Source organism: Paenibacillus sp. P4_E11 (assembly GCF_056401635.1).
This window is the reverse complement of record NZ_JBFUIX010000041.1, coordinates 26,909-41,250: the sequence shown is the minus strand read 5'-3', so window position 1 is coordinate 41,250 and position 14,342 is coordinate 26,909. Positions and strand designations below refer to the sequence as shown.

Below are 14,342 nucleotides of genomic sequence, written 5' to 3'. Positions count from 1 at the left end.
ATTAATAATGGATTTAGTATTTACCCTACCGTTAGTTCAGGAGGAAGATGATATTCGTCGAAGTTTAGTGTTTGTCTCTTTTACAGTAAACAGGCAAGAAGTGACCAACATATTTTTCTTATTCGACGTTGTGTTCTCATACTCCTTGCTGTCTAAATAACGAAACCAAGCCAGATAATGTTGCAAATACTTGGTTGCAACACCATTAAAACGATCCATCCATCTTTTTAAACGACTGTGGTAGCTATTCACATTCTGAATGTGGTACACGCCTTTCACACGCTGTTTTCCGTCCGACTTGAAACGGTAATGAGCCAAGCCTTTCGTATTCGCATAGGAGCTGAATGCCCTCCACGAATCAGTGCAAAGCACGTTTGAATCAGATAAATGACCGCCAATAGCTTCATCCAATTTCGTTGTTCGAATACGGCCACGCCCAAGAACGCCAGAGAAAGTCATCTTCTGACGATCGCGAGCGACCAATACACATATTTGATCGTTACTGATGCCACGATATTTAGACTTGCCACCACGTTTTCGGGGCTTACGGTCGGAGATGATCCTTTTGCCCTTTTCAGAATACAAGAAATAAGTTTCATCCATTTCGACGATTCCTTGGAACGGTTCGGTCGGAACTTGTTTCAATGCGGAAAGAATCTTATGACGCCAGTAAAATAAAGTTACATGAGTTACCTCATCATTCAACAATTCCGCACATTTCCTCAGCGAAAACCCCTCAATCATACATTCGATGAATCGAACCCAAAGATGGGGTTTTCTGGTGCGTTGAAGAGGAGTGTTAGTAAGATCGTTAAACGTTTGTTGACATGATTTACAACGGTAACGTTGCCGCTTGACATTTCCAGTACGTGTTTTAATCACGTATTTTCCAAATCTCACAACCGAATGGCTGTTGCAATGCGGGCAAATGAGACCTTCTTTATGTTTCTGTTCCTGAATTTCATCAATTACACGGATTGGTGTCGTCATTCCCTTAGTACGGGATTGCAAAAAGTAAATAAGTTCTTGCTTGCCGCTATCGTCCAAAGCGTCAGCGAGCTTCTTCAACTCCTTTATATCCATGGGTAAATCATCTCCGCATCACGAATTTACCCTAATTATAGAACTAATGTTCGCAAACATCAATTATCAACAACATAATTAAACATAGCCAAAATCAAAGGAATTCCCCTGTTTTTTGTCGAAGTAGATGGGACTATGATAACAAAAAGAAAAGCAGTCCTTATTACCGGGGCATTCTTTATCGCCCTATTCCTGATTCGTATCATCTGGGCTTCTCTGCAAACGTCGCCGGATCACCCTCATGCGGTTCGGGGCGAATTGGATTTGCGCGGATTCGACTTCACCAAAGATCACACGGTTGCTTTAGACGGAGACTGGGAGTTTTATCCCGGCGAGTTTGTGATGAAAAGCGAGTCGAACCCAATCTCATCCGGAGAAGGGAGGACGTTCATTCACGTTCCTGGAAATTGGAACTCGGCTGAATCCGCGCACAACAGCTCGCAATACGGCTACGGCTCCTATCGTTTGCGCATCAAGGTCAACCCGGATCATGAGCAAACCTATGGCATCCGTGTTTCGAACGTGCGTACATCATCCGAACTGTACGTGAACGATCGTCTTTTGGCAAGAGCAGGGCAGCCGGCGAAGACCAGAGAGCAGTATACAGCCCGAAGCATACCCTACTCCGCTACTTTCCAAGCCGATACGGGCGAAATCGATATTGTCGTGCAAGTTGCGAATTATGACAACAGGTTAAAGGGCGGTTTGGTAGAGTCGATCAAGTTCGGCAGTAAACTTGCAGTGGACAAGGAAGTATGGTTTTCCGTCAACATGCAGCTGGTCGTATGTGTCGTTCTGATGATTCATGCCTTGTACGCGCTCATTCTGTACGTGATCGGCCACCGGCATAAAGTGATGATCTACTTCTTTATGCTCGTTGTCAGTGCCGTTGTCATGACAATGCTCGTCGATGATAAACTATTGATGGTTTGGCTGCCGGCCATCAATTACGAGTGGTCCATTAAGCTTGTTCTTCTCTCTTTTATTGGAATAGGCGCCTTTCTGCTGCAGTTTGCCAAGAGTCTCTTGCCGGAGCATGCGGAGCACACCGTGTTCCGTTGGTTCCCCTTGCTTTGCGTGATTGCGGCGTTGCCGGTCGTGCTTTTGCCTGCCAGCTACGCGCTAAGCGCATTGTCCGTATGCTATTTCATAGATTTGCTCGCTTGTTTGTTCTTTCTGAGATTCTCGCTGCATACGGCCATAATGAGCGATAAGGACGCCATTTATTTGGTGCTCGGTCTTACCAGCGTATTGTCTAATGTCATTGGAGGTTATCTCAAAGGTCTGCTCGATATGGGCTATTATCCGATCGACCTGATCGTCGCGTTCCTTGCTTTTGCGACTTTCTGGTTCAAACGCTATTTCCGCATTTCCGCCAAGACGGCGAAGCTCGCCGAGAAGCTGCAGAAAACGGACAAGCTGAAGGACGATTTCCTGGCCAACACCTCCCATGAATTGCGGAATCCGTTGCACGGCATCCTTAACATCGCCCAGACCGTTCTCGATACCGGAATTCACGAGCACGACGACAAAAACAGAGAAAACATGAAGCTGCTTATTTCCGTAGGCAAACGAATGTCGTATATGCTGGGCGATTTGCTGGACATGACGCGGCTCCAGGAGAATGGCATCCGCTTGCACATGAAGAGTGTCTGCGTTCAGGCAGTCGCATCCGGTGTAACCGAGATGCTTCGTTTCATGACGGAAGGCAAGCCGATTCACATCGTCAACGACATCCCGGCCAACTTCCCCGATGTCATGGCCGATGAAAACCGGCTGACGCAAATTTTGTTCAATCTGCTGCACAATGCGGTGAAATATACGGATCAAGGACATATCACCATAAAGGCCGAAGTCAAGGACGGTATGGCGAACATTGTCGTCGCCGACACCGGCATCGGGATCGACCTGGAGACACAGCAAAGGATGTTTGCACCCTACGAGCAGGGAGACTCCGGCATAACGGCGATCGGAGGCGGGATCGGGCTCGGGTTAAGCATATGCAAGCAACTGGTGGAGCTGCACGGAGGCACGCTGGAGGTCAACTCCATTCCGGGCCAAGGCTCAGAATTTAGCTTTACCTTGCCGCTATCTGAATCATCCTTCCGACAATACGAGACCGAAATGATCGCCCCGGTATCGGCCGTTTATGCCGAAGCGGCGGTTTCCGCTTCCTCTGAAACTCGTAGCGACATTTCCGAGCCGGAGTCGGCGTCCGGTACGGATCGACCCTACATTCTGGTCATTGACGACGATGCGGTCAATTTAAATATTTTGCGCAACCTCCTTGCTTCGGAAAACTATCACGTCGTCACGGCTTCAAGCGGCCAGGACGCAATTGCCGTTCTGGATACGAGAGAATGGGATTTGATCATTACCGACATCATGATGCCGCACATGTCCGGATACGAATTGACCCGCATCGTTCGCGAGCGCTTCTCTGTCTCTGAATTGCCTGTTCTGCTCCTGACCGCTCGCAGCAGACCGGAAGATATCGATACGGGTTTTCTGTCAGGCGCCAACGATTATGTGACGAAACCGGTAGATGCGATGGAATTGAAGTCCCGGGTACGGGCGTTGACCGAATTGAGGCAATCGGTGCGCGAAAGGCTTCGCATGGAAGCGGCATGGCTTCAGGCGCAAATTCAACCGCATTTTCTGCACAACACGCTCAATTCGTTAGCCGCGCTCAGTGAAATCGACAATGAGAAAATGACCGCGCTGCTTGAAGCATTCGGCCATTACTTGCGGGCAAGCTTCGACTTTCGGAATATGGAACGACTCGTTCCGATTGAACATGAGCTTCGTCTTGTCCGCTCCTACCTGTATATCGAAAAAGAACGTTTTGAAGACAGATTAACGATTCGCTGGGATGTTGACGCTAGTTTTCATTTGCAAGTCCCCCCGCTCTCCATCCAGCCTCTTGTCGAAAACGCCATACGACACGGCCTATTAAGCCGTGATGAAGGCGGAGAAATTTATATCCGAATTACCGAAAACGAGCATGAAGCGGAAATTTCGATAACAGATGACGGTGTAGGGATGAATGAGGAAACGGTGGAGCACATACTGGACATGCGCGTGGGCACAAGGACGGGAGTCGGTTTGTACAATACGGATCGGCGATTGAAACAACTATACGGCAAAGGTTTGCAAATCCGGAGTGTTCCGAATCAAGGTACGATCGTCAGTTTTGTCGTGTCGAAATGAGAGGAGAGCATAATCGATAGGAGTCGCCCAATCAAATGAGGTGCAGCAAAAAAGCAGCTCTCTTGGAGAAGGCTGCCTTCTATAGGTGGATCGAACTTTTGTCTGATTGTTTCCATCGTGCGTACCATTCCAATAGGTCAGGACTGGGATCGACCTCAGCTTCTTGTTTCAATATTCGAATCATAAGTTGATACTGTTTGTCGACAGAATCTGCATCATTAATTCGAGCATATATTTTCATAAGCTCGAGATAACTATCTTCATGCAGAGGATCCTGCTTTACTATTTGATGGTAAACACCAAGTGCCTCTATATTCATGTCATGAGAACAATAAAATTGCCCCAGCTGCTGGGCATGATGCAGCCATAGCGCCTTGAGTCGTTGACGTTCGCCCTCCGCCCACGCATAATGATCTTCTTCGTAAAAATTGCCGCGATACATATCGAACAATCGCTGATGTTCAGGGGCATGTTCGATTGAAGCAGGGTTAAATCTGCGAAGCTCTTGCTCCCATTCTTCCGCATCGATTCGCAGCCGGTTCGTTTCAAGGATATATCCGTACTGAGCATATCGGATTGAGATAAAGCCTTCTCCGACTGTATCGTTCCATACGGTGCGAATCCGATTAATACTCGTCTGCAGGTTGCCGAGCCCTTTGCGTTCGTCCAATTCCGGCCAAAGCAACTCCAGCAAGACATTCTTGCTAATCACTTTCCCGCGATGATACAGCAAGTAGGCGAACAGCTCTTTCGCCTTCGTTGTCCGCCATTTCAGAACTTCCAACTGCCCGTCGGGATTCCGGATCTGCATGGTTCCCAAGCAATGATACAGTACTTCTTCTTCTTTGGGAGATTCCGATGAAAGCGCAACGCGCTCCCGCAGACGCTGTATGGTTCGGCTCAACCGTTGGCGCCTTAACGGCTTCATCAAGTAGTCGAACGCTTCCAGTTCGAATGCCTCAACCGCGTATTCATCATAGGCCGTCACATAGACGATTTTCGTATCCGGTGCGATAGTGCGGATTCGTTCTGTCGCCTTCAAACCGTCCATTCCCGGCATTTGAATATCCAGAAAGACGGCATCGGGCTGGAACTCGCCGATATGCTGGAGCGCTAACTCAACCTTCGAGAAGGAACCGATCACTTCGCAATCGTGAAACTCCTCAAGCATTTTTTCCAGCCTGACTAGCGCCAGCCGCTCGTCGTCTACCAGCATGATCCTCATTTAGGCGTTGCCTCCGTCCGTCGACCCTTGTATCGCTATTTCTCATGCTATTTAATATCGGCAAGACGGGTTTCCTATTTTATATGAAAATACTGTGGTTAGAGTTTGGTTAGAAGCTTTGTCTATAATTTAGTTCGTGGAAAACTACACTTTACGATCTCTCGCTATTGTATGTGGCACGAACAGATCAAGGCATCGACGGAAATGACAAGAATAGCGATAGAAACTGCTGCACGTAGCGGGGAGAGGCGATGCAACTGAACAAATAGCTGAAGGAGGCGGCATGATGCTGCATACGACGCCGTCGTTGGTCTAGCTGCCGGTAATAAAATCCAAATCGTACTTATCAAGCGTATGAAACGAACAGGAGGATGAGAAAGTGTTGTTAGCTAGAAAAATTCATGTGTGGAAGCGGAAGATTGCGACTGCGCTCACGGCGGCATTGGTGCTCGGGAGCTTCACCGGCATCGGCGCGCCGCAGAAAGCGGCGGCGGACCCGGTTCCGCCAGCTCCGGCAAATGTGATCGCGAGCTACAATTTCAACGGCAACACTCAGGATTCGCTCAACGGATCAACGTGGGCGGAAGTGAGTGGGACAGTCGGGGGGAAATCGTATGGCAATGCTACCAAAGGGTTTAATACCGATGCTAACGGGAGGCCATACTGGTATTGGACAAGGGGCGCTAACGATGCCGGCGGATTCACGGTTGATGTGAATCGGGATATTAGTACGAATTATACGATAGGCGTTCGCTTTTCGTATGACTCGTTCGCAGGAGCGTACACCAAAATATTAGACTTTAAGGATAAAGTGAAAGACGATGGATTTTATTTTGACGGAAACAAGTTATTGTTCTATTCGGATCTTCAACAATCTCCTACTGGTACATCCGGGTTCAATGTCAACGACATGATCGATTTAGTGGTTACCAGAGAGGCTGCGAGCAATACGTTCACTGCATATATAGGGAGAGACGGTGTGTTAACGAAGGAATTCTCTTTTGTAGATACAACGGGCGCAACCACTCTCAAGCTCTCGGGGACTACTTCACGAATCGGTTTCTTCTTTGACGATATTCTTTCCGCTTGGAACACATCAGGCGGCAAAGCGTATGCAGTCAAAATTTGGGACGGGCCGATCACGGAGGAGCAAGCTAGGGGTGCTATGACTGCACCGGGCGGCGTAAACCAAGGTCTTCATCTGTGGCTCCAGGCGGATCGCGGTGTGGAGGCGACCGGCGGCGCAGTATCGACGTGGCATGACATGAGCAACAGCCGGGACTTCACCCAAGGCACCAACGCCAATCGTCCTGCCTATAACAGCGACAGCAAGCGGCTCAACTTCAATCCGGGCGTAACATTTGACGGAGTAAATGATTACTTGTCGAATGCTGCCGGCTTGCTGGGTAGCGGTACCTATAATGATTTCAACGTATTCGTTGTATCGGGTGTCGACAGTGTAAAAAATACGTCGTTATTTTATGAAAATACTGATAATACCGGTAGTGATCCGAGGCTGCAAGTCCACATGCCTTGGAGCGATGGAAACATATATTGGGATGCGGGTTCTATATATGCAAACAGGGTGTCTACATCGGGAGGTTCGGCCCAATCCGGCAAATATTACATTTGGAATATGAATTTCGGTATCGGATCTACTCCTGGCCAATCAATATACCGGGATGGGAAAGAAACGGTTTCCGCAGGAAGCAGAACGGAGCCTATGAAAGGCATCAATAAAAAAACAACCCTTGGATCAGGACAACAAGGAGGGATTTCCACCAATTTTTATAACGGACAAGTTGGGGAAATCATTGTATATTCCGCTTCGTTGACTGCTACGGAAAGGCAGAAGATTCAATCTTACTTGGCCATCAAGTACGGCGTTTCGTTGGATAACGTCACTTATTTGGACTCCAATGGGGGTGCAATCTGGAATGCTGACGCAGATTACAACAACAATATTGCAGGTATTGCCCGCGACGATGGGCAAGGCCTGTATCAAAAGCAAAGCCGTTCCACCAACGATGCTTCGAAGTTGACGATCGGGATCGGACCGCTGAAGGATAAGAACGAGGATGTCACAGGAACGCTTGCTGACAAGCAATCGATGATATGGGGCGATAATGGCCAAACGTTAACTACGTTCCGTTCCCCGGTCAAGATCGCTAACACCTACTGGAAACCGTCCGAACGCGTCTGGAAGGTGCAGAACACTCACGGTGTCGGACCGGTCCAGCTTAGTATCGCGAAGAGCGCTTTTGCAGCCGGCACGCAGGCGAGCAACATCAAGCTGCTCGTCGACAGCGATGCAAGCTTTGCAAACGCCGCAGCTATCGGGCTTCGAGCAAGCGGAGACTCATTTGTAGCCGACAACGTTAACTTGCCAAGCGGCTACTACTTTACGTTTGCTGCTGCCAATGCAGCTCCCGGTGGCGTAAGCAACGGTCTGACCTCGTGGGTTAATGTAGGGAAGAGCGCCCTTGTCAATAGCGACGGAAAAGTCGTCTCTCTGCAAGATTTGGCTGACTCGAACAGAAGTTGGTCCAATGGGGGAGAGATGCCGTACGTTGCTGCGGCGATCAACTCCAATGCCGGCATCCAAGCTCCAGGTAACAGTTATTATAGGGGTACTTCGTTCGGAAATACGGATCAGCTTCGGGAAGTGTTCTCGGTGCAGACCAGCAAAATAACCGACGGAGGAAAAGGATTTCCATGGGATTTCGGAGGCAATCCTGCTCTGCAGACTTCAACTTACGGCAACAAGGACGGCAAAGGGAACATCGCAACGCGCTTCGGATCCGACGTGCTGCGATCTGTCGAAGCCCCTGGCCTCGATCTGACGAAACCTCGCTTGCTGGACGTGTTCGCGGCAAATCAGGATTGGGCGCTTTCGGTCGATGGACAACAGTTGCTCGACGCAACGACTACCAGCGTCAATTTCGATCCGCCTACGGCTAACACTTATTACATCGGTGCCGGCCATTTTAGCATATACAAGGGCGATATTTCCGAAATTGTCGTGTACGATCGCGGGCTCAACCCCACGGAGAAGAAGAAAGTAAACAGTTATTTGGCGCTCAAGTATGGGTTGACGTTGAACAACGGCTTGACCGATTATATCGCGAGTGACTACGATTCGAACGAAACCAAAATGTGGTCGGCTGTGAAAAATGCCGGTTTCGGCAAGCGCATTACCGGTATCGGCAAAGATGCCGCGAGCGGTTTGGAACAGAAGCAATCCAAGTCCCAAGAAAACGGGGCGTTGGTGACGATTGCCGCTGGCAATGATATCAAAGCTTCCAACGAAGCCTATCCGGACAATACCATTACGAACGATCGTTCGTTCCTCACGTTCAGCGATAATGACGGCGATACAGCTTATAGCGTACCCGTCGGTACGAATATGAGTCGGATGGCTCGCACGTTCAAGGTAGACAAAACGAACTGGCTCGGTGGCAACGTCACGTTGCAGCTCGACGGCGTGCAGGCCGACAAACCGACCTACATCGTAATCGGTGCCGATTCCGGCTTTACCGGGACGCTGAAAGCCGCTCAGCTCGTGAACGGGAAGATCACGTTGAACAGCTCCGATATGGCTGACGGCAGCTACTTCGCATTCGCGCAGACAATCGATAACTCGAAAGCTCCGGGCGGCGTAAGCGGTGCGTCGTTATGGCTGAAGCCGTCGGGTGCAAGCGACAACGGCTCAGGCTTATTGGCCGGTTGGACGGACGAAACGGGCAATAATACGTTCACGGTGAACGGCACGCCGGACTACAAGCCGGGGAACGCCAACTTCAACTCGGCGGTAACGTTCGCGAATACAGCGAGCAACACCGCTGCGCCGAACGAATACCTGCGTGGCAACAATCCAATTGCGTATCAAAGCGGATATATCGTCATGAAGCAACAAGCGGGGACTGCGGTAGGTTCCTCTGCGCCCACAGGCAATTACGGAGCGGCCATCTTCTCGCAATGGGCGGGTAAGCTGTGGGCGGGCAACGGAAAGACCAGCACTTATCACGGTTTTGCCTTTAACGACCCGACCCGTTACTCCTTGGCCGGATTGAACAGCAGCAACTCCGCCGCGCCAACGGGCCGTTTGAACGGGGCCAATAAACCGATGCAATTGAACGGTGCCTTCAACCAAATTGCCTTTACACCGGTCATCGGCGGCACGTTTGGTGGAGGAAGCTTGGACAACTGGGATCATTATAAGGGCGATATTGCCGAAATCGTGCTCTTCCCAACAAGCAAATCAGCAGCCGAGCAGCAAAAGGTAGAGAGCTATTTGGGGCTGAAATACGGGTTGACCCTGAATACGGGCAAACCGGAGAATAACGGTCTGACCGACTATATGTCCAGCAACGGCATCACCAAGATGTGGACCGCCGCTGCGAACGCTGGCTACGGCAAGCGCATTACCGGCATCGGACGCGACGACATGAGTGATTTGATGCAGAAGCAGTCCAAGTCGCAAGAGCAAGGCGCATTGGTGACAATCGCTCTCGGCAATGCCGTTCGAGCGTCAAATGCAGAGAATGGGAACACAATCGGCAACAATCTCTCGTTCCTGACGCTCAGTGACAATGGAGCGAGCGCGGCGTTCTCCCAAACCGTAACGGAATCGACCTACTACGGTTATAATATGAACTTGATGGAGCGCGTGCACAAAGTCGAGAAGACGAATTGGCAGGACGGACCGGTAACATTGAAATTGGATGGCGTCGACGCTGCAAACAAAGAGCAGATCTACCTTCTGCTTAACGCGGACGGCAATTTCGCAACCCCGCGGAAGATCGATTTCTATAACTTGAACGCCGATGGCACAGTGACGATCGACAGCAGCTTGCTCGCAAGCGGCAGCTACTTCACGTTTGCCAAGACGCATAAAAATGTGCTGCAGGCGAAGGTAGATTTGGCAGGGAAACTGGACGAGAGCAAGTATACGCCAGCAACTTGGGCCGTGCTGAAAACAGCCCGTGACCAAGCTATCGCGGTACTGGCTAACCGGAGCGCGACCCAGTACGAGATTGATAACGCGTTGGCTGCTTTGGCACAAGCGCTGGATGCACTGGAGGCTATGGGTGGCACTCAAAATGTGTTGAAGGTCGAAATCGATCGACTGGCCCATTATCCGGCTCCTGTTATCGGCAGTGTATACGAACCTTATTATTCGGCGCACAGCTGGTCTTTGCTCACGTCAACATACAGCGTAGCGAAGGCGGTATATGCGGATCCGAGCTCAACTCCGGCTCAGTACGGCAACACATTGTCCAAACTGAATCTCGCGGAGGTCGGTCTGGTAGACTTGCGTCCGCTTATAAAAGCGAAGGATGACGCACTGGCCCTACTGCAGGTGAACAACGCGACATCGGCGCCGGGACCGTATACTTCGGCAAGCTGGCAGGCGCTGCAAAACGAACTGGCCGATGCCCTTCATGTGTTGTTGGTCAAGGCGAAGGACCCGAACGTGGAGGTAACTCAGGCGGAAGTAGAGGCTGCAACCAAAGCGGTGAATGACGCGGTTATTGGCCTAAAGAAGCTTAGCGACATTAGCGACAAAACGCTGTTGCGTCAAGCCATCACGAGCATCGATGACGCCCATCTGATAGTGGGCCATTACACCGCAGACAGCTGGGAAGCCTTGCAAAGAAAGCTTGCGTCGGCAAGATTCGTCCTAGACGACCCGAACGCAACGCAGGCGGAAGTGGATGAGGCTCGGGCCAAGTTGATCACGGCCAGAAACAGTCTCGTTACGGTAAGCGACAACAGCGGTGAAACCGGAGGAACGGGCAGCGGAAACGGTGCAACCGGACCGTCCACACCGACTGCAACGAAGGAAATCATCACGGTCGACGTCGTCATCGGCGGAGACAAGAAGATCGACATTACGAAGGTTGAAATCGTGCGGACGACGCATCCCGACGGCCGGATTACGGACCAGGTGACATTGACGCCGGCGAAAGCGCAGGAAGCCGCGGACAAGGCGGTCAAGAGCGGAGAAACGATCGCGCGTATCGTCATTCCCGATCCGACGGATAAAGTGAGTGAAACGAACGTCGATATCCCGGCAGATGCATTGGCCATATTGCAAAAAAACAACATCGATTTGGAGATTTATACGGATAATGGCGTTATCCATGTACCGCATGCATCTCTCGAAGGGTTAAAAGAGAAAATCTACTTCCGTCTCGTTCCGGTCAAAGATCCGAACGAACGTGTGGAAGTGGAAGAGAGAGCGCGGACAGAAGAGATCGTTCGTAAGTACGCAGGTGATAATAAGATTGAAGTGGTCACCCGTCCGATGACGATCGAAACGAATTTGTCCAGCCGCAAGGTGACCTTGACGCTTCCGCTGAGGGGCGTGAAGCTGCCGGAAAATCTGCAGGAACGGCAAGATTTCCTGAATGAGCTTGCCATCTTCATCGAACACGACGACGGGGAGAAAGAAGTCGTTCGCGGCGAAGTCGATTCGCTCTCCGCAGACACGTACGGGTTGCGGTTTACGATCGACAAATTCAGCACGTTTACGATTATTCGATTGGCATCGGCGGGAGAGAAGCCTAACGTATTCCACATCCACTACATCAACGGCTATCCGGATGGGCTCATTCGTCCGGAAGGCAGCGCGACACGCGCTGAACTGGCCACGATGCTAACGAATCTGGGAGTAGCCCGCAATGTGACCTTCACAGGCGGATTCCCGGATGTGGATGACAGCCATTGGGCAGCCAAATCGATACAACTGTTGAAATCAGCGGGTGTGATGAGCGGCTATCCGGATGGTGAATTTAAGCCGGGGAACACGATTACCCGGGCCGAGATGGCAACAATCGTGTTCAATTATTTGAAGCTGAGCAGCACGAAGCATGCGAGCTTCTCCGATGTGGCGGCCGATCATTGGGCTAGCCAAATGATTTCAGCGGTTCAAGGAGCAGGAATCATGTCCGGCTATCCGGACGGCACGTTCCAGCCGGATCAAACGCTGACTCGCGCCGAAGCGGTGACGATTCTGAACCGGGTGTTCCACAGAGGTCCCCTCTATGGCGTGCCTGGGCCGAGTTGGCCGGATTTGGCGGAGAGCCACTGGGCATATCGCGACATCGAAGAAGCGTCCCGGGATCATAACTATACGGTTCGTCAAGAAGGCGGCGAAACGTTGGTGTCCCGCTAGAATTGCTTTCGGAAGCAAGCTGCCTGTCCTCTGTTCTATACAGAGGGCAGGCAGTTTTTTATCTTTATTTCCTCTTTCCGTAGATATGGTTCTATAAAATCATTGCAGTTCCTTTACAGGCCTTGGTCGATGAGTTCAGTTACTGACACTTTCCCACTTCACTTGCTTGCATACCAACAATCCGCTTGAGGAAATCACAACGTGTGGAGTAATAGGCACAAGTGCCCATTTGTAACTATTACGGACACAGATGCTGTTATCCGCGTGATCTTAAGCCAAATTCAGCGAATTCACTGCTAATAACGGATCATGTGTCCACAAGAAGGTTAAATATGGCGCTCTCGTAGCCAATAGCGGCTCCTGTGTCCGCTTCTCCATGCATTCAATCCAGTTGAACTTTCTGGAATCTAAGGATAACCGCCTAACGACGTCCTTTGACGCCGTGCGTTTACCGAGACGATGAACAACCAGCAAAGTTATACTTTCTCTGGCGTTAAGAAAACCCCGGCCAGCGGCGGGGTTCTAGGTAGTTGAGTTCAGTTAGCAAACCCGATCTTCTCATAGCATTATATCTTTTCCGAGCTCGGCCGACTTATAGATTGCATCCATCACTTCGGATGTGATCATGACCTGGTCGATATTCGCCCTATTCTTGACATTGTCAGCTGCCGATTTGAGGAAATCGTCGATCTCTGCGGCAAACATATCCGCCTTCGTGAAGGACGGAGTCGACTCGTATAACGTCCCATCTTTGGAAGCGTATATTTTGAAGTCTCCGCTGCCGTAATCAAACTTAACACCCGCCTTGTCGCCGAGAAATTCCACGAACATGGTGGACTCCCCGATATTTTGCGCCCATGCTCCGTTCAAGCTGATCGTCGGGCCGGACGTGCGCAGCAGTCCCGTTACGAAATCCTCCACATCATTCGTTCCGTTATAGATAGGTGGCCCTGCCCACATGTCGACATACACGTATTGCTTCATATCCTTCGCCAATTCGCCATGAATGGCGCCTGACACGGTCTGAACCGCGGGCTGACCCAAGCTGTAGAAGATCAAATCAAGAAAATGAACACCCCAGTCGACCAATACGCCGCCGCCAGCTTTAGCTTTCGTAGTGAACGGACCGCCAAGCCCTGGTATCGAACGATACGCGCGGAAAGAGCAGATCACGTGGTAAACATTGCCCAACTCGCCACCTTCGATCATTTGCTTGATTTTATTGACCGCCGTATTGTAACGGTTTACGACACCGATTTGAAGTATTTTATTATTGCGGTCTGCGGCGGCCTTCATCTCAAGAACCTGTTCCATGTTTAGCGCGGCCGGCTTCTCGCAGATGACATGTTTGCCCGCATTCAGACAAGCGATGGCAATTGGTGCGTGAGTATCGTTCGGCGTGCAGATGGAGACGGCTTCCACTTCCTCATCCCCCAGAATCGTACGGTAATCGGCAGCCGTGTGAGGAACGCGATAGACGGCGGCAAGCTCCTTGGCGCGTTCCTCTAACGGATCGACAAGATACTTGATGACCGCTCTTTCATTGTCGTGATAATGCTGAATGTGCTGCGTCTTTGCAATCGTTCCGCAACCGATGACGGCAACCTTCATTTTTTTCATTTCCGATCCCCCCTTCGGATTTAG

5 protein-coding genes are annotated in these 14,342 nt (G+C 50.6%); 2 read left to right on the top strand and 3 right to left on the bottom strand.

From position 1 onward, the window contains the following. Positions 1–36: 36 nt before the first annotated feature. A complete protein-coding gene (locus AC1DWB_RS16840; RefSeq protein ID WP_477542235.1) occupies positions 37–1,083 on the bottom strand; it encodes an IS1595 family transposase in 1,047 nt (348 codons plus the stop codon). 135 nt (positions 1,084–1,218) lie between these two features. On the opposite strand from AC1DWB_RS16840, the gene AC1DWB_RS16835 reads away from it, so the two are divergent. Then, positions 1,219–4,293 carry an ATP-binding protein gene (locus AC1DWB_RS16835; RefSeq protein WP_477542234.1) on the top strand — a complete coding sequence of 1,025 codons (3,075 nt, stop codon included), beginning with the start codon at positions 1,219–1,221 and terminating at the stop codon, positions 4,291–4,293. 79 nt (positions 4,294–4,372) lie between these two features. Here the strand turns inward: AC1DWB_RS16835 and AC1DWB_RS16830 are convergent, their stop codons facing one another. Then, entirely contained in the window at positions 4,373–5,518 is a 1,146-nt protein-coding gene (locus AC1DWB_RS16830) for a response regulator (RefSeq protein ID WP_477542233.1), read from the bottom strand. A gap of 379 nt (positions 5,519–5,897) precedes the next feature. Here AC1DWB_RS16830 and AC1DWB_RS16825 point away from each other — a divergent pair, with 379 nt between their 5' ends. Continuing rightward, the gene (locus AC1DWB_RS16825) at positions 5,898–12,698 is read left to right on the top strand and encodes an S-layer homology domain-containing protein (protein ID WP_477542232.1); all 6,801 of its coding nucleotides are present in this window, start codon (positions 5,898–5,900) and stop codon (positions 12,696–12,698) included. A 558-nt stretch (positions 12,699–13,256) separates the two neighbouring features. Here the strand turns inward: AC1DWB_RS16825 and AC1DWB_RS16820 are convergent. Beyond that, positions 13,257–14,318 carry a Gfo/Idh/MocA family protein gene (locus AC1DWB_RS16820; RefSeq protein ID WP_477542231.1) on the bottom strand — a complete coding sequence of 354 codons (1,062 nt, stop codon included), beginning with the start codon at positions 14,316–14,318 and terminating at the stop codon, positions 13,257–13,259. Positions 14,319–14,342 lie beyond the last annotated feature (24 nt).

Coding starts and splice junctions, on each gene's coding strand:
- AC1DWB_RS16820 (WP_477542231.1), bottom strand. CDS start 14,318: ATGAAAAAAATGAAGGTTGCCGTCATCGGTTGCGGAACGATTGCAAAG.
- AC1DWB_RS16835 (WP_477542234.1), top strand. CDS start 1,219: ATGATAACAAAAAGAAAAGCAGTCCTTATTACCGGGGCATTCTTTATC.
- AC1DWB_RS16830 (WP_477542233.1), bottom strand. CDS start 5,518: ATGAGGATCATGCTGGTAGACGACGAGCGGCTGGCGCTAGTCAGGCTG.
- AC1DWB_RS16840 (WP_477542235.1), bottom strand. CDS start 1,083: ATGGATATAAAGGAGTTGAAGAAGCTCGCTGACGCTTTGGACGATAGC.